This window comes from Prevotella sp. P3-92 (genome assembly GCF_002251205.1).
Taxonomy (GTDB): Bacteria; Bacteroidota; Bacteroidia; order Bacteroidales; family Bacteroidaceae; genus Prevotella.
In genome coordinates, this window is the sequence record NZ_NPJE01000005.1 from 1 (window position 1) to 17884 (window position 17884).

11 protein-coding genes and 1 pseudogene are annotated in these 17884 nt (G+C 49.0%); 6 read left to right on the plus strand and 6 right to left on the minus strand.

The window, feature by feature from the left end:
* Positions 1-107 (minus strand): annotated as a pseudogene (locus CIK93_RS14065) (IS982 family transposase); the annotation flags it as partial.
* A gap of 670 nt (positions 108-777) precedes the next feature.
* Here CIK93_RS14065 and CIK93_RS00785 point away from each other — a divergent pair.
* The 5 genes from CIK93_RS00785 (at position 778) to CIK93_RS00805 (ending at position 10561) form a co-directional block, all read left to right on the plus strand.
* The gene (locus CIK93_RS00785) at positions 778-2838 is read left to right on the plus strand and encodes a M13 family metallopeptidase (RefSeq protein WP_094446295.1); all 2061 of its coding nucleotides are present in this window, start codon (positions 778-780) and stop codon (positions 2836-2838) included.
* Positions 2839-3568: 730 nt separating this feature from the next.
* Entirely contained in the window at positions 3569-4894 is a 1326-nt protein-coding gene (gene miaB / locus CIK93_RS00790) for a tRNA (N6-isopentenyl adenosine(37)-C2)-methylthiotransferase MiaB (protein WP_094391570.1), read from the plus strand.
* Positions 4891-6723: an ABC transporter ATP-binding protein gene (locus CIK93_RS00795; RefSeq protein ID WP_094391571.1), complete on the plus strand. Its 1833-nt coding sequence runs from the start codon at positions 4891-4893 to the stop codon at positions 6721-6723. The genes miaB and CIK93_RS00795 overlap by 4 nt, the downstream gene beginning before the upstream one ends.
* Positions 6724-6787: 64 nt before the next feature.
* On the plus strand, positions 6788-8605 hold the full coding sequence (locus CIK93_RS00800; RefSeq protein ID WP_094446296.1) for an LTA synthase family protein: 1818 nt from the start codon (positions 6788-6790) through the stop codon (positions 8603-8605).
* A 15-nt stretch (positions 8606-8620) separates the two neighbouring features.
* Positions 8621-10561 (plus strand): LTA synthase family protein, encoded by a 1941-nt coding sequence (locus tag CIK93_RS00805; protein ID WP_094446297.1) that lies wholly within the window; start codon positions 8621-8623, stop codon positions 10559-10561.
* Between the two features lie 56 nt (positions 10562-10617).
* On the opposite strand, the gene CIK93_RS00810 is transcribed toward CIK93_RS00805, so the two are convergent.
* From CIK93_RS00810 to CIK93_RS00820, 3 genes are all read right to left on the minus strand, one after another.
* Positions 10618-11550 (minus strand): lysophospholipid acyltransferase family protein, encoded by a 933-nt coding sequence (locus tag CIK93_RS00810; RefSeq protein ID WP_094446298.1) that lies wholly within the window; start codon positions 11548-11550, stop codon positions 10618-10620.
* Positions 11547-13316 (minus strand): phosphoethanolamine transferase, encoded by a 1770-nt coding sequence (locus CIK93_RS00815; RefSeq protein ID WP_094446299.1) that lies wholly within the window; start codon positions 13314-13316, stop codon positions 11547-11549. Before CIK93_RS00815 ends, CIK93_RS00810 begins: the two co-directional genes overlap by 4 nt.
* Before the next feature lie 300 nt (positions 13317-13616).
* Positions 13617-14348 (minus strand): glycosyltransferase family 2 protein, encoded by a 732-nt coding sequence (locus tag CIK93_RS00820; RefSeq protein WP_094391576.1) that lies wholly within the window; start codon positions 14346-14348, stop codon positions 13617-13619.
* Between the two features lie 249 nt (positions 14349-14597).
* On the opposite strand from CIK93_RS00820, the gene CIK93_RS00825 reads away from it, so the two are divergent.
* The gene (locus CIK93_RS00825) at positions 14598-15743 is read left to right on the plus strand and encodes a glycosyltransferase family 1 protein (protein WP_094446300.1); all 1146 of its coding nucleotides are present in this window, start codon (positions 14598-14600) and stop codon (positions 15741-15743) included.
* Positions 15744-15824: 81 nt separating this feature from the next.
* Here the strand turns inward: CIK93_RS00825 and CIK93_RS00830 are convergent, their stop codons facing one another.
* Positions 15825-17054, minus strand: coding sequence for an FtsX-like permease family protein (locus CIK93_RS00830; protein WP_094446301.1), 1230 nt, complete (start codon positions 17052-17054; stop codon positions 15825-15827).
* A gap of 8 nt (positions 17055-17062) precedes the next feature.
* Positions 17063-17398 carry a 30S ribosome-binding factor RbfA gene (gene rbfA, locus CIK93_RS00835; protein ID WP_094389873.1) on the minus strand — a complete coding sequence of 112 codons (336 nt, stop codon included), beginning with the start codon at positions 17396-17398 and terminating at the stop codon, positions 17063-17065.
* Positions 17399-17884 lie beyond the last annotated feature (486 nt).

A 17884-nucleotide genomic window follows, 5' to 3' on the forward strand; every position in this document is an offset into this window, starting at 1 on the left:
ACTCCGCTATTGTCTTCCAGCAAATTTCCTGCATTTTCTGCATCAAAATGTTTGCAAAACTCGTCTATAATACAAAATAATTCTGTAACTTTGCAATCGGTAGTCATATTAAATATTTTTGTAACTATTTGATTTTCACCTATAAAGGTACAAAATATTTATGAGACTACCAGCTTTTTTATAAACTATTTCTTATCCCGAACTGGGGTAAAACATAAATAGCCATTCACCCATGTGGAGGGATGATGAATCATGTCTTGTCGCATAATTGACTTTATGACATAATCTTATCCCGAATTCAGGTTTAGAGTAATTTGAAATTCCAAAAAGCATTCAAGGATGGTGTAGTGTTGGGCAATGAGACATCGGGGTGGCATGCTAAGTATGGCAGGTGGGGTGTGTATGCTTCTCGCGTACGCACATGTGTATATGCGCACATGCGCAAGTTGCGTATTTTTCGACCACTCGACCACCATTCTTTGTAACATGTTGTGCGATAACGGTTTGCTGGTGCTTGATAGGTATATCTATCGACCACCCATCGACCACCGACCGACCACCGAATGTGGTGGTCACGCATTTGTCACGTCAAATGGTTTGGTAATTCGATAACTTAATTGTACCTTTGCAGCTGCGCTGTCTAAGGTAGGCTGCACCTCGGAAAATCAAAAGAAAAGGTGTTTTCTTTTGTTTTTCTCTCGGTTTGCACTACCTTTGCACCACCAACCGATATAGAATCGGAATATCGACGCTAACAATTCATAAAAACAAAAGTATATGAAGTCAACAACAATTCTTAGTGCCTGTTGCACAGTAATGATGCTGGCAGGCAACATGGGCGCTGAAAAGGCATTTGCTCAACAGCCAACCAAGGTGCATGGCTATGCCAAAAAGAACATGAACACGGCAGTGAAGCCCGGTGACAACTTTGTGGAATATGCCACTGGTGCCTGGCTGAAAAACCATCCGTTGCGCGACGACCAAGTGACCAACGGTGCCTTCATGGACCTCTACGAGCAGAACCAGAAGCAGATTCAGGAGCTCATCTTGCAGTTTTCTACCACACCACAGCAGAAAGGTTCGTTGGGTCAGAAGATAGGAACGCTCTACAATCAGATGATGGATTCGGTGCGCCGCAATAAGGAAGGCTTCCAACCCATCGTGAAAAACCTGGAGAGAATCCGTGCCATCAAGGACCGTAAGGAATATCAGCGCGTGACAGCCGAACTGGATCGTCGTGGCGAATCGACCATGATGTATGGCATCGGTGTGTCAGCCGACCAGCGTCAAGCCGACCGCAATATCGTGGGCATAGGTCAGGGAGGACTCGGTTTGGGCACTCGCGACTACTATCTGAACGATGATGCTCAGACGCAAGCTGTGCGCAAAGCCTATATGGACTATAATACTAAATTGTTCACACTCGTGGGCTATGACGAGGCAACAGCCAAGCAGAAAGCCGATGCGGTATATGCCATAGAGAAGCGTATTGCCGAGAAGAGCTATTCCAGAGTGCAGCTGCGCGACATCAATGCCAACTATCACAAGATGTCGTTTGACGAACTCTGCGAGCAGTTCCCCGGTATCGACTGGACCACCGTATTCTGGGTATCAGGATTCCCAGCCTTCGACAGCGTGGATATGGGTCAGCCCGAACCCCTTCACGAGGTGGAGAAAGTATTGGCAGAGACATCGATCGACGATCTGAAGAGCTATGCCGAACTGCGCATCATCAGCGGTTCAGCCTCTTATATGAGCGATGACTTCCGAAAGGCTGCCTTTGCATTCTCAAGTGTGTTGAGCGGTCAGCAGCAGGACGATCCCCTTTGGAAGCGTGCCACCAATCTGGTGAATGGAGTGATGGGCAACGCCATTGGTAAGATGTACTGCGAGAAATACTTCCCCGAATCCAGCAAGAAGCGCGTGCTCGAACTGGTGCGCAATCTGCAAGTGGCACTCGGTCAGCGCATCAACGAAGCCACATGGATGAGTGCTGAGACCAAGGCCCAGGCTCAGGACAAGCTGTCTAACTTCATTGTGAAGATAGGTTATCCCGACAAATGGAAAGACTATAGCAAGTTGGACATCAGCGATTCGCTCTCACTCTGCGAGAACCTTGCCAACATCTCTGAGTTCTTCACGATAGACGAACTGCAGCGTAAAGTGAACAAACCCGTTGACAAGACCGAGTGGCTGATGACCCCACAGACCATCAATGCCTACTACAATCCTACCACCAACGAGATCTGTTTCCCTGCCGGTATCCTTCAGGCTCCCTTCTTTGATCCTACAGCCGACGATGCCATCAACTACGGTGCCATCGGTGTGGTGATCGGTCATGAGATGAGTCACGGTTTCGACGATCAGGGATGCCAGTTTGACAAGACCGGCAACCAGCGCAACTGGTGGACTGCTGCCGATAAGGCTAACTTCGATAAGCGTACCGCAGTGCTCGTAGATCACTTCTCTACCATCGAGGTGGTGAACGGCAAGAAGGTGAACGGCAAGATGACTCTTGGTGAGAACATCGGCGACAACGGTGGTTTGAACATCGCGCTGCGTGCCTACCACAACGCTCAGAAGGAGGGTCATGTGATTTCGTCAGACCAGAAAGACTTCACTGCCGATCAGCTCTTCTTCCTCGGTTATGCTCGCATCTGGGCAAGCAACAACCGTGAGCAGTATATGGATATGCTCCTGACACAGGATGTTCACTCGCCCAATATGGCTCGCGTGAACGGTGCACTGCCCCATATCGATGCTTGGTATCAGGCTTTCGGTGTGAAGAAGGGCAATCGCCTCTTCCTTCCTAAGAAGAAGCGTGCACAGGTGTGGTAACATCGCTGTTGCCCCTGTGGAGCGTCAGCTATCATGGGTGTAAATCTTGCATAGCGCTGTTGTGCATGCTGGGTTTACACCCTTTCTGTATCGTGTAGCGGTGGTGTGAACGGCAGATGGCTGAGGAAATTCATTGAGATTGGTTTGCAATTTCATTGAATTTGGTTCGCAATTTCAATGAATTTGGTATTGTATGGATGGGTTTTGTAATGCTTATGTCATGCGCATTGCATTGGTTTTTATGATCATCGGAATATAAAAGGTCACACGGAAATCAATCATCGGAATTTAGACGGAATTTAAACGGAATTTAAACGGATGTTTTGGGGGTAGCCTACGGCTAGAAATCTTTGGAGGAAATCTTTGATAAGATATGGCCTATGGCCAGAAATAATAATCTTCAACGAAAATCCCAACTGAAAATGCGCTCGAATACCTCGCTTTTGGGGAGAATTTTATTGGGGATCGCCTACGTTCGGAAAATCAAAAGAAAAGGTATTTCCTTTTGCATTCCGCTCACTTAATCGTACCTTTGAGCCTATGGCTCTTAGGTACTCACGTTCGGGAATGCAAAAGAAAACCGAGTTTTTCTTTTGCATTCCGCTCACTTAATCGTACCTTTGAGGCTTGACGCCTCCAAGTTACTCACGTTCGGAAAAACAAAAGAAAAGGTATTTTCTTTTGTTTTTCGCTCACTTAATCGTAACTTTGTACCCTAAATACGAAAAAGATGAAGAAACTTTATATTGAAACCTACGGATGTCAGATGAATGTAGCTGATTCGGAGGTAGTGGCCAGCGTGATGCAAATGGCCGGATACGAACACACTGAAAACCTCGATGAGGCTGATGCAGTGTTTCTGAACACCTGTTCGATACGCGATAACGCCGAACAGAAAATATATCACCGACTCGATGCACTCGATGCCATCAAGCGCAAACGACCACTGATCATCGGCGTGATAGGGTGTATGGCAGAACGCGTGAAGGACGATCTGATAGAAAACCACCATTGCGATCTCGTGGCAGGACCAGACGCTTACCTCACACTGCCCGACCTCATAGCACAAGCGGAAAACGGACATAAAGCCATCAACATAGAACTATCTACCACAGAGACCTATCGCGACATCGTGCCACAACGACTGCATGGCGCACATATCGGAGGATTTGTCAGCATCATGAGAGGATGCAACAACTTCTGCCACTATTGCATCGTGCCCTATACACGCGGACGCGAACGGTCACGCGACGTGGAAAGCATACTCCGCGAAGTGAGAGACCTGCACGACAGAGGATTCAAAGAGGTGACTCTGCTGGGACAAAACGTCAATAGCTACGGACTGTCGCCATCGGGAAAACGCGAGCCAGGCAGCACATCGTTCGCACAGTTGCTCCATCTCGTAGCGCAGGAGGTGCCCGATATGCGCGTGCGCTTCACCACATCCAATCCGGAAGATATGACAGAGGATATCCTACATGCCATAGCCGAAGAGCCCAATCTCTGTAAACACATCCACTTCCCGGCACAAAGCGGTAGCAACAAGATACTGAAACTGATGAACCGTAAATACACCCGCGAACAGTATTTAGAGCGCGTGGAAGCCATACGCCGCATCATTCCCGGTTGCGGACTGACCACAGACATCTTCGTGGGCTACCACGACGAGACTCCCGAAGACCATGAGGAAACGCTCTCGCTCGTGCGTGAATGTCAGTTTGACTCTGCCTTCATGTTCAAATACAGTGAACGCCCAGGCACCTATGCTGCCAAACACCTGCCCGACAATGTGCCGGAAGAGGTGAAAATAGAACGACTGAACGAACTGATTCGCCTGCAAACAGAGGTCAGCGCCGCACAAAACCGCAAAGACGAGGGCAAGGAGTTTGACGTGTTGATAGAGTCGTTCAGTAAGCGTTCGCGCGAACAACTCATGGGACGCACCGAACAAAACAAGGCGGTGGTGATGGATAAGAAAGGACATCACATCGGCGAAACCGTACGCGTGCGCATCACAGGAAGTACCAGTGCAACATTATTCGGCGAGATACTATGAGAGAATTTATCAATGTGTTGAGGCGCTTCGTGCCTCCCTATAAGAAGTATCTGGTGTTGTCGGTGGTGTTCAACATCCTCTCGGCAGTACTCAACATCTTCTCGTTTGCCGCACTCATACCTATCCTGCAAATCATATTCAAGACCGGCGACGGTAAGGCTGCTACCGGTTGGATGGCATGGGACTGGGGCAATGCGCAAGAAGTATTGATGAACAATCTCAACTACTACGTCAACACCCTGTTGGCAGAACATGGACAGACCACCACACTGCTCTTCATCGGACTGTTTCTGGCTTTTACCACCATGCTCAAAACGGGGGCCTACTTCCTCTCATCGGCTACCATCGTGCCCATCCGCACGGGGGTGGTGCGCGATATTCGCAACCAGCTCTATCGGAAAATCACAGCGCTGCCCCTCGGATTCTTCAGCGAGGAACGCAAAGGCGATATCATTGCCCGCATGAGTGGCGACGTGCAAGAGATAGAATCGAGCATCATGTCGAGTCTTGACATGCTTTTCAAAAACCCCGTACTCATCGTGGCATACTTCACCACACTCGTCTTTATATCATGGCAACTCACCGTGTTTACCCTCGTCATCGTGCCCGTTATGGGATGGTTCATGGGATTTGTGGGCCGTAAGCTCAAAGCCAAATCGATCAAGGCACAATCGCTATGGAGCGACACGATGAGCGTGGTAGAGGAAACCCTCGGCGGTCTGCGCATCATCAAAGCATTCTGTGCCGAGGAAAAGATGCGACAGAAGTTTGACCGCATCAATACAGGCTACCGCAATGATATCATGCACGTGAACATTCGCCAACAGCTGGCACACCCCATGAGCGAGTTTCTGGGCACTGTGATGATCGTCATCGTGTTGTGGTTTGGCGGTGTATTGGTGCTCAACTACCACGCCCTGTCGGGTCCGACATTCATCTACTACATGGTCATCCTCTACTCCATCATCAATCCGCTGAAGGAGTTTTCAAAGGCTGGCTATAACATTCCGAAAGGATTGGCATCGATGGAACGTGTGGATAAGATACTCATGGCAGACGACAGCATCAAGGAGTCAGACCATCCGCAGCATATCCAGCAGTTTGAACATCAGATTGAACTGCGCAATGTGTCGTTCCGTTATGGCGACCAGTGGGTGTTGCGACATATCAACCTCACCATTCCAAAGGGAAAAACCATTGCCTTGGTGGGACAGAGCGGTAGCGGTAAATCGACACTGGTCGATCTCATTCCCCGTTATTACGATGTGCAAGAGGGCGAAGTGCTTATCGATGGCATCAATGTGAAAGACCTCGGCATACAGGATTTGCGACAGTTGATCGGTAATGTAAACCAAGAGGCGATACTCTTCAACGACTCGTTCCGCAACAATATAGCCTTCGGTGTGGAGACTGCCACCGATGAACAGGTGGCGGAAGCCGCACGCATAGCCAATGCCTACGACTTCATCATGCAGAGCGAACAACAGTTTGATACCAATATCGGCGACCGCGGCGGACGCCTGTCGGGCGGTCAGCGTCAGCGTGTCAGCATTGCACGTGCGATATTGAAAAATCCTCCAATACTCATACTCGACGAAGCCACATCGGCACTCGATACTGAGAGTGAGCGCTTGGTACAGGATGCACTGGAGCGACTGATGAAGCAGCGCACCACCATAGCCATTGCCCACCGACTCAGCACCATACGCAATGCCGACGAGATATGTGTGCTCCATGAGGGACATATCGTAGAGCGTGGCACCCACGAGTCACTCCTGGCGATGGATGGATTCTATAAACGACTCAACGATATGCAGAACTTAGGATAAGCCACTGTGGTGGCATCCGACAGGAAAACAACTTCAACACGATCAACAAACAAGGGTAACAACGATGAAAGGTATCATAGGAAGATTCCAACTCATGCTGGGCGACTATATCAAGATGATAGGCATCTTTATAGCCGCGAAGCTCTGTTTCATGCTCGCACTGCGCAGCAACCATCCGTTTGAAGGGGCTGACGTCTGGCAAGTGGTGAAGCACGGACTGTCGCTCGACCTCTCTACGGCACTCTATCTGACGATTGTGCCCTTCTTGGTGATGGCGGTATCGGTGTGGTGGAAGCGCACGGAGGTGTTGCGCAAAGTTCTCAACGGCTATTATGCCGTAGTGGCTTTCATCCTCGCCTTGGCATTTGTGGCTGATACGAGCCTTTATCCGTTCTGGGGATTCAAGCTCGATGCCTCCTGTGTACAGTTTCTTTCCACTCCAGGTGACGCTTTTGCCAGTGTCAGCATAGGTTATATCGTGTGGAGAGTGGTGATCATAGCAGTGGTGACAACGGTGATTGCCGTGCTGATGATGCGTTGCAGATGGCATTTCAAAGTGACTTGCCGCCGCTGGATAGCCATGCTGCTGATGGTGGCAACGGTGCCGTTGATGGTCATCGGTATTCGTGGCGGATTGGATGAATCGACCACCAATATCGGACAGGTGTATTTCTCGCAGAACCAATTCCTCAATCACGCAGCGGTCAACCCGGTGTTTAGTTTTCTGGCATCGATGGAAAGAACTGCCAGCGACCAGACAGACTACCACTATATGGACGATGAAACATGTGAGAAACTGACTGCACAACTCTTTCCCACAACGAGTACAGGCACTGATTCGCTACTCACCACGCAGCGTCCTGACATCATCGTCATCTTGCTGGAAAGTGCGGGAGGCGAGTTTACTGATATCGGTGGACGTACCGACATCATGCCGAATCTCTGCCGACTGACGCGCGAAGGCATCTATTTCGACAACTGTTACGCCAATTCGTGGCGCACCGACAGAGGAACGCTATGCACTTGGAGCGGCTATCCATCGTTTCCTACCACCTCTGTGATGAAGATGCCGGCTAAGTCGAGAAGTCTCCCCAACATGGCAGCAACGCTTGCCCGACAGGGTTACAATACCCACTATCTATACGGTGGCGACATCAATTTCACGAATATGAGAAGTTATCTCGTGGGCGGAGGATTCAGTCAACTGACGTGGAAAGCTGACTATAGCCAGGAAGAACAACAGTCGGCGGAGTGGGGCGTACGCGATGACATCACGTTTGAAACGTTGAGGCAACTGACAGATACCATGGCGAGACCCTATCTCATCGGGTATAGCACCCTCAGCAGTCATGAGCCATGGGATGTGCCTGTGCATCGTTTCGATGACAAAGTGCTCAATGCGTTCTATTATCTCGACCAGTGTATCGGTCAGTTCATTGCCCAGTTGAAGCAATCGCCACGCTGGAAGAACACCTTGGTGGTGATGTTGTCCGACCATGGTATCAACTATAAAGACATTGACGAAACGCATCAGGTGAGAAACCACATACCCATGCTATGGGTGGGAGGCGCAGTCAAAACTCCTAAGCGCATCAGTAAGCTATGCAACCAAACAGACTTGGCTGCCACACTGTTGGCACAGCTGGGCATCGACCATGCTGACTTTGGCTTCAGCCGCGATGTGCTGAGCAACTCCTATAGCTATCCCTTTGCCTATCATACCTATAATAATGGATTCTCACTGGTGGATTCTACGGGATATGTGGTCTATGATCTGAACTCAGAAAAGGTGATTGCCGGCAACTCAACGGATAAGGAACGACTCGTCAGGATGGGTAAGGCGCTGTTGCAAAAAACATCGGCGGACCTGAAAAAACGATAAACGAAAGGACTGAAAATGAAACAACTGAAATACATAGCACCGTTGGTGGCGGTGGCATACAATATGGTTTTGGCATACGCTGTCTATATGTTGGCGCGTGTGGCATACTTGCTCGACAACTGGACACACTTTGCTGAGAACATGACATTCAGCCATTTCCTCAGTCTGTGTAGGGGCGGACTGGTGTTCGACACCGCTGCACTCTTGGTGACCAACGGCTTGTGGATGGTGCTCATGCTATTGCCGCTATGGTTGAAGGAACGTTTCTGGTATCACCGCATGTGTCGCATCTTGTTTGTAACCATCAACGGTTTGGCTCTGGTGGCCAATTTGTGCGATGCTGCCTACTTCCCCTTTACCATGCGACGCACTACCACAACGGTGTTTAGCGAGTTTCAGAACGAAGGAAACCTCGGTGGCATCGTCATGAAAGAACTGCTCCACCACTGGTATTTCGTGGTGCTGGCAGTGGTTGTCATCTATGGATTGTGGCGCTTATACCGATCGCCAAGAATGGAAGCCAAGTGGCTGTCGCCCTGGCGCTACGCTGTGGCAATGGTGTTGTCGCTGGCGGTAGTCGCTCCATTGGCTATCGGTGGCATACGTGGAGGATTCACAAAGGCAGTGAGACCCATAACGGTGAGCAATGCCAATCAATATGCTGAGCGGCCCAGCGAGGCAGCACTGGTGCTCAATACACCGTTCTCACTCTATCGCACGATAGGTAAATCGGTCTTTGTGGTGCCCACCTATTATCATAATGAGGCAACCATGGCAGCTATCTATACACCGGTGCATGCTGCTGCAGAAGGTCCGATGAAGAAGAAAAACGTGGTGGTACTCATCGTGGAGAGCTTCGGCAGGGAGTATATCGGTGCGCTCAACCGCGATTTGGAACAGGGAACATACAAGGGATATACGCCCTGTGTGGATTCATTGATAGGTCGGAGCGTCACGTTTAAATACAGTTTCTGCAACGGCAGAAAGAGCATTGATGGCATGCCCAGCGTACTTTCCAGTATTCCAATGTTTGTAGAACCATTCTTCCTCACACCATCAGCCATGAACGATGTGGGCGGTTTGGCATCTATGTTGGCAGGGGAAGGCTACCAAACAGCATTCTTCCATGGTGCACAGCGCGGATCTATGGGTTTTCAGGCATTTGCCACGAAGACCGGATTCCAACACTATTACGGCAGAGAAGACTTCAATCAGGACAAACGCTTCGGCGGTGATGAAGATTTCGACGGTACATGGGCTATATGGGATGAACCTTTTATGCAGTATTATGCTACGAAGATGGGAGAAATGAAACAACCGTTCATGACAGCACTGTTTACTGCATCGAGCCATCATCCCTTTGTCATTCCCGAAAAATATAAGCAGCGCTTCCCCGAAGAACAGCTCGTCATCCATAAATGTATTCGCTATACGGATATGGCGATAGGCAAATTCTTCCAAACGGCATCGCGCCAACCATGGTTTAAAAACACTATTTTTGTGTTGACGAGCGATCATACCAATCTCAGTAACCATCCCGAATTTCAGTCAGACCTCGGTGGTTTCTGTTCGCCCATCATCATCTATGCACCCGATGGCAGTTTGACACCGGCGATAGAAGACAAGGTGGCGCAGCAAATAGATATACTGCCAACAGTCATGGGACTGTTGAATTACCCCAAGCCCTACTGTGCCTTTGGCATCGATGTGTTGCAGACAGCAGGCAAAGACACATGGGCAGTGAACTATCTCAACGGCATCTATCAGTATGTCAAATACGGTTATGTGTTGCAGTTTGACGGTCAGAAGACCAAAGCCATCTATCGGTTGGATGACAGACTGATGCAGCGAAATCTGAAAGGTCGTGTTGATGTGGAGCAAAAAATGGTGCGCGAGCTCAAAGCCATCATACAGCAGTACATGGAACGAATGACGCAAAACAGGCTGAAACTCTAAGCAGAAGGAGAAGATGAATAGCGATTGAAAACTATTCAGAAGTGCCTATGGGGTATCTATTCGCGTCGTCGAATCACCTTGCCATCCACTGTTTCATAAAAACGGTTGAACTTTTCGCGTGTACGCTTCCATCGGTTGTGACTCCAAAGCCATAATTCAGGGCGCTTACGAATAGTATCTTCCAACAGTTGGAAATAACGGTCGGTAATGGCATATTCAGGCATTTTGTCCGGTTCGCGCGTCACGAGTTTGAATTCTACTTCATAATATCCACGCTTGACACGGCTCACTTCCATATAAAACACCGCATGGTTCATGCTGCGGGCAATACGCTCTGTGCCGGTAAGTACGGGTGTGTCATGGTGAAGGAAATTGCACCAGTGGTGGATATTCTGCCACATCGGCACCTGATCGGATATGTAGCCGATCACAACGGGTTGTCCTTCTTTGCGGTATCTCACCATTTCGCGCAGTGTATTATTCATGGCAATACACTTTGCACCGAATCTTTGGCGCATGCGAAGAAACAGTTTATCGAAGTCTTTATTCTCCAATGGATGGTAAATCTGTCCAAAATGTGCCTTGGGCGTAACCCACAAAGGCAGTGAAGTAATCCACTCCCAGTTGCAATAGTGACCCAGATAGATCGCACACGACTGTCCGCTTTCCACCACCTCGTTGATGCGTTCAGCGCTTTTGAACACCATTCGGCGTTTTATTTCTGCCTCGCTCATGGTCAACAGTTTGATACTTTCCACCATATAATCGCAGAAGAAGTGGTAAAAGCCGCGTTCCACATCTTGGTGTTCCTCGGCGGTCATCTCAGGAAAAGCAGTGACAATATTGGTCCAGACGGTGCGGCGACGGTAGCCCACGATACGGTAGAGCACCAGATACAATACGTCTGACAGAACATAAAGTACGCGGAGTGGCAACAGCGAAATGATGTACCACAGGGTAAAGACGATGTAATAGAGGATTTTTTTCATATCTGTGAGGATTTGTCGTCTGCAATTCTTGCCTTCCCCTCATAGGTCAGCAGGTCGTCACGGGTGTATTTATATTGTTTGCTGGCTAATGATGACGTCTCGTCGAAATGGTTGGATTCCACATCAAAGATACCGCACATCAGTTCATAGACTAAGTCGTTGGTGAAATATCTGTTGCAATTGGCTTTGAGTGCCTCTACGCGTTCGGGATGACAAGACAGGTATTCGTCGGAGAGATGAATGAAGAGCGGGATGCGCGTGGCGCCGAATCCAGAGAAATTGGGCGATCGATGGCGGTCGGGAACAGTGGCGTGATCGCTGAAATAGACCATGGCCTGGAGGTTCAGGTGTGTCTTGGCATACTCATAGAACTGCTCTAAAACGCTGTCAGTATAGCGAATGGAGTTTTCAAAGTTTGCTATATTGTCCTGTACTCCACGTTCGCCCCATACGGTACGGTCTGCCGGATAGCGGTTGAGGAAATTGAAATGGCTGCCTTTCAGATGCAGCACGAGGAGGTTGTTGACATTGGGATCGAGTTCTTCGAGAAATGCTGTCATGCTTTCATCGTATTGCACCTTTCCCAAATCCTGCTTCGTCCATTTCGCTACATCGGCGGTGTTTGCCACCAAAGTGATAGGTGTATCGTTGGCACCAAGGTGTCCTTGGTTGCTATACCAGTGTACTCTGTATCCTAACCGGTGTGCAATATCGATGATAGAACAGGAGTCGTAGAATTGGCGTCCGTTGTATTGGTTGTATTCGGTAAGGGCTTTTTCCAGCGACTGCACGGTGTGCATGGCGCAACTGTAGGCATTTGGAAACAGAATGGTACGCCTGTTGTCCTCCGCCATGCGGCGCATCCATGGCGTCGTGTCGTGTTCCATGGGTGTAAAGGCGCTCATATAGTCACGTGATGCAGACTCTCCAATCACCATCATGATGGTTGACGGACGTTGGAAAGCCTTTCCTAAGGGTTTGACGTGAAGGTCCTTCAACCGTCGCTCCATTTCGCTGACATACCGATGGTCGTTGGCTGCATACTCTCGGATATCTAACCAGAGGCGAACAATGCCGGAGCGGACGAACATGCCGCGGTGGGGTTTGAAGATATACCAAGCGAAAAAGAGGGCAACGGCAACAAGCAGTGCAATCTTCCACGGCGTTTCTGGTACTGTTGTGTTGTGGTTTCCGACGATGAATCCAGCAAGCAGTGCCACGATGGCCATCAGTAGCAGCACCACTTTCCATAAGGGATAGGAACGTGAAAACTCAATGATTTCGTTGGGATGCGAGTCCTGTACGATCTTCATGCCATTGGCATCGATACATGTTCCATAGAGCATATAATAGACCCACAAGGATATACTGATCAACAGGAGCATCCATTCAGCAATGGCGGCAATCACTCCGCCCCCTAAAAGACCGATGGCGGCAAAGAGGCCGAAGAAGTATATGCCACATGAAATCTCACCATAGTTTTCGTAGTCGGGTGATATTTTGCGGTTGGTGAGGTGGAATATCAGCGGATAAGTTATTGCCCATACAGCTCCCGACAGTGCAGCAAGTGCAAGAGGCATGTTGGGTTGTGCTCCGACGATGGCGATGGGAAGCCATACCAATATGGCGGCAGCAGCAAAGCGGCGGGTCTGTTGCCCGCGTGCGCTATGGCTCATGCCCTTGTTACATCCATAATAGATGGCACAACTGGCGGCAAATGTCAGCAATAGTCCGATGGCTATTGTCCAAAATTGTATAGTTACCATAGTACAAAGGTAGTGCAAACCGAGCGAAATACAAAGAAAAACCTCGTTTTTCTTTTATTTCCGAGGTGCCGCCTACCTTGGGGCTGTCAAGCTCAAAGGTAGTGCAAACCGAGCGAAATACAAAGAAAAAGCTCGTTTTTCTTTTATTTCCGAGGTGCCGCCTACCTTGGGGCTGTCAAGCCCAAAGGTAGTGCAAACCGAGCGAAATACAAAGAAAAAGCTCGTTTTTCTTTTATTTCCGAGGTGTCGCCTACCTAAGCGACGTGGTCGTAGGGGAGTGATGGCGAGAGAATACAGCCTTTATTTTCCTTTCAAGCGACACATGATGTAGGGCACTGCCAAGCGTGCAACAAACTTGATGCGCTGTGGGAAAGGAATGGTTTCGCATACCACTTTGATGTTGTCGAACAGTCCTGACGATCGCTTACTGTTAGACACACCGGTGGTGTCGAAGATGGCTATCGGTATATTGATATATTGGAAGCGTGCCCCCTGTTGATACTGTTGGATGAAAAACTTATAGTCTGCTGACAGTCTGTGGTGTATGTCGAATGGAATATCGACAAGACATTGTCGTCTGACAAACACACATTGATGACAAAAGAGCATGCGGTGGTAGAGGCGGTAGTGCGCTGGTGCAGCCTTGACATGGTTGTCTTTAACCACATCACCATAGACAATGTCCGCTGCATCCCATTTGTTGGAGAAAACTTGATGGAGCACATCATCTGTAGCAAAGGTGTCGCCAGCATTCATGAATATCACCCATTGTCCCGAACACCTGCTCACGCCTTTGTTCATGGCATCGTAGATTCCCTTATCGGGTTCGCTACTCCATTGTGTCACCGTTCCCTGGTCAGCATAGTGCTGTATGATGGCTAAGCTATTGTCGGTAGATTTACCGTCAACCACGATAGTTTCTTTGTTGCCGTATTGTTGTTTTTGTATGCTGTCGAGGGTTTTTTCCAGCATAGCTCCAGCATTGTATGTAACGGTGATAATACTTACCTTTGGAATATTAAGTTCTGTCATGCGTGTTATTTTCGTACAAAGGTAGTGCAAACCGAGAGGAATACAAAGAAAAACCAAATAAAGTTGTGCATTTTCTTTGGTTTTTCGCTCGCTTAATCGTACCTTTGAGGCTTTGCCTCTAAAGTACTCACGCTCGGGAATGCAAAAGAAAAACGAGTTTTCCTTTTGCATTCCGCTCACTTAATCGTACCTTTGCAAAAAGAAGGCGGAAGAGTCATATAAAAACTATTCGACATCAGAAACAGGCACATGAACGACAAACTCATCATAGGATTGGATGCCAAACGCATCGTGAGAAACGGAACAGGACTGGGTAGCTATGGGCGGACGCTCGTCAACGACCTGGCGGAACGTCCATTGCAACTGCGCCTTTATGCTCCTGACGCAGGACGCGACGACCTCCGGCAACAGGTGATGGACCATGACAATGTGCAACTCTGCTTGCCCAAACGACCGTTGCCATTGGTGGGAAAGGCATTGTGGCGCAGCCGTGGCATGGTGGCTGACCTACAACGTGACGGAGTGCAGCTGTTTCACGGTCTGTCGGGTGAACTGCCCATCGGTATTCGTCGCCGTGGTATTCCTACTGTCGTCACCATCCACGACCTGATCTTTATGCGCCATCCAGAGTTCTATCACTGGGCTGACGTGCAGATTTACAAGTGGAAATTCCGTCAGACAATCCGTGAAGCCGACCATATTATTGCCATTAGCGAATGTACAAAGCGCGATATTATGGAGCTTGGAGACGTCGATGAGCGGCGCATCTCACTCATATATCAGAGTGCAGCCCATCGTTTTGCAGCCGAAGTCACAGCCGACGAGCGTCAGCGGGTGTGTCAGAAGTACGGCCTGCCGAAGCGCATCATACTGAATGTAGGATCGATAGAAGCACGAAAAAACATGTTGTTGGCGGTCAAGGCGCTGCCTTACCTGCCCGAAGACGTGGGACTTGTGATGGTGGGACGCCATACACCATATACCGATACCATCGTCAAGTATGCTGAAACGCATCAACTGACCCACCGCCTGCATATCCTGCATGGTGTTCCCGATGAAGATTTGCCTGCCCTCTATGCTGTTGCTGAGGCTTTTGTATATCCGTCAGTATATGAGGGTTTCGGTATTCCTATCATCGAAGCCATCCGTCAGGGACTGCCTGTGGTGGCCTGTTCCGGTTCGTGTTTGGAGGAAGCCGGAGGTCCAGACTGCCGTTATGTGGCGCCCGGCGATGTGCAGGGCATGGCAGATGCACTCCGAAAGTCGCTTGTGGGCGATGCAGAACGCGATGCGCGGATCATAGGCAGTCAACAGTATATACGTCGTTTCGAGGGTAATACGGTGGCGAGTCAGGTTTATGACCTCTATCAAGAACTGTTGCGGAAACGCCCCTAAATGTTTCTTCCGACGGTTCTCCCTTGTCTTTTAGTGTCCTGACCGCCCCTTTGTGGCATCCTTATCGTTTATCGGAACATATCAATTGAGTAGCCGTTTGGCAAAATAATGTACGGGATACCACACGCTGATAAAGCCTACAGCGAGGACAGTGAAGAACACTACGACGATATCCCACGGGTGGACGCTGACAGGATAGGCATCGACCACAAACGAACCTTCGGTAGATCCTAAGCCTATCAAGCCGAACTGCTGCTGCAAAAGGCATAGCAACAAGCCGATAGCAATGCCTATCACGGCACCAATGGCGGAAATCATGCGACCTTCGAAGAGGAAGATACGGATGATTTGGCGGTCGCTGGCACCCAGATTGCGTAGGGTCACCACGTCGTTGCGCTTGTCGATCATCAGCATAGAGAGGCTGCCGATGATGTTGAAACAGGCTATGACGAGGATAAAGGTGAGGAAGATATATGCCATGAGCTTCTCTACTTTCATGATGCGGAAGGTGTCTTCCTGCTGCTCATAGCGGTCGCGCACCACAAAACGGGTGCCTGCCATCTCTTGTACCTTGGCTTTCACACGCTCGAAATTGCTACCGGGTTTCAGTCGGAGTTCCAACGATGTGAGTTCTCCGTCGCGGTCAAAGAGGTTGCGGGTGAATTGTATAGCGGTGATAATATACCGCTTGTCGTACTTGCCTTGCTTGATGCTGAAGAGTACGCCCGGTGAATACAACTCGTCTTCCACGAATCCGTCTTGCAGATTAGCCATGTTGATCTGACCTTCGCGCCGTGGCGCATAGATCTTCAGCGGTTCGCGGTAGGTATAACCGATGCCGAGCTGATAGGCTACGCCCAGTCCCAAGATGCCATAGTTCATATCGGCAGCATGGAGCGCATAGTCGCCATCACCTTCCAAAATCTGGCGGATATGGGTCAGCTTGTCGTAGTTGTCATCCACACCTTTTATCGTCACCATCTGCTGGCGGTCGCCATAGACAGCCAATGCCTGGTCTTCAAGCACATCAGTGGCTACAGCCACCTCGTCCAACTGGCGTATGCGCATCAGCGTAGAATCGTTGCTGGCGGCAGTCTTGCCCTTGGCAGGAGTGATTTTCAACTGTGGGTCGAGCTGCGTGAAAAATGATGCCACCATGTCGTGGAAGCCGTTGAACACGCTCAACGTCACCACTAACGCCATAGACGCCACGGCAACACCTACCACCGAAATGCCGCTGATGACATTGATGGCATTGGTAGATTTCTTGGAGAAAAGGTATCTCCGTGCAATGTAGAATGGGAAATTCACAGTGACACTTATTGCTTAAGCAGCTCGTCGATGCGGTCTATGTAATCGAGTGAATCGTCGATGAAGAATCTTAATTCAGGGATGATGCGCAGTTGATGGCGCACGCGGGTACCCAATTCATAGCGTATCTGTGCGCTGGTCTTGTTGATGTTCTCCATAATTTCTTCTCCACGCTCGCTGGGGAAAATGCTCAAATGGGCGGTGCAGATGCTGAGGTCGGGACTCACGCGCACTTGTGTGACACTGACCATAACACCATGCATGCTGCGTGTCTGTTGTTGGAATATCACGCTAAGTTCCTTTTGAAGCAGTCGTGCAATTTTGTTTTGTCTTGTTTCTTGCATATATATCTATTGATTCCTTTATTTTTGCAAAGTTACACTTTTCCTATCAAAACATCAAGGAAAACGCACACTTTTTCATCCTATCGCTGTCTGATAAATGGATTGCAACGTGCTTCTACCCTTCATGGACAACAGCAAGTCAGAGTGTGGCAACTATGGTTGGGTAGGGTAGGCAACCGCTTTGTGAATGGTATGGAAGGTCTATGGGACTGTGTGTAAACGACTGCTTGTCAGCTGGAAACGTCATTCCCGTTTGTAAATTCAATGAATTTGCTTTGCAATTTCAATGAATTTGCTGAGTAAACTCAATGAATTTGCTGACCAAACTCATTGAATTTCCTTTTATGCGTATATGATTCTGACTTTAACTGATTCTACTTTACACTTTTCTTGTTATTTTACTAAATTACTTCACTCTCATTTTATTCCTTTACTGAATCACTTTACAATGCAGGAAAAGTGTTACTAAAACGCTTTACATAGCGT

Coding starts and splice junctions, on each gene's coding strand:
- CIK93_RS00785 (WP_094446295.1), top strand. CDS start 778: ATGAAGTCAACAACAATTCTTAGTGCCTGTTGCACAGTAATGATGCTG.
- miaB (WP_094391570.1), top strand. CDS start 3,569: ATGAAGAAACTTTATATTGAAACCTACGGATGTCAGATGAATGTAGCT.
- CIK93_RS00795 (WP_094391571.1), top strand. CDS start 4,891: ATGAGAGAATTTATCAATGTGTTGAGGCGCTTCGTGCCTCCCTATAAG.
- CIK93_RS00800 (WP_094446296.1), top strand. CDS start 6,788: ATGAAAGGTATCATAGGAAGATTCCAACTCATGCTGGGCGACTATATC.
- CIK93_RS00805 (WP_094446297.1), top strand. CDS start 8,621: ATGAAACAACTGAAATACATAGCACCGTTGGTGGCGGTGGCATACAAT.
- CIK93_RS00810 (WP_094446298.1), bottom strand. CDS start 11,550: ATGAAAAAAATCCTCTATTACATCGTCTTTACCCTGTGGTACATCATT.
- CIK93_RS00815 (WP_094446299.1), bottom strand. CDS start 13,316: ATGGTAACTATACAATTTTGGACAATAGCCATCGGACTATTGCTGACA.
- CIK93_RS00820 (WP_094391576.1), bottom strand. CDS start 14,348: ATGACAGAACTTAATATTCCAAAGGTAAGTATTATCACCGTTACATAC.
- CIK93_RS00825 (WP_094446300.1), top strand. CDS start 14,598: ATGAACGACAAACTCATCATAGGATTGGATGCCAAACGCATCGTGAGA.
- rbfA (WP_094389873.1), bottom strand. CDS start 17,398: ATGCAAGAAACAAGACAAAACAAAATTGCACGACTGCTTCAAAAGGAA.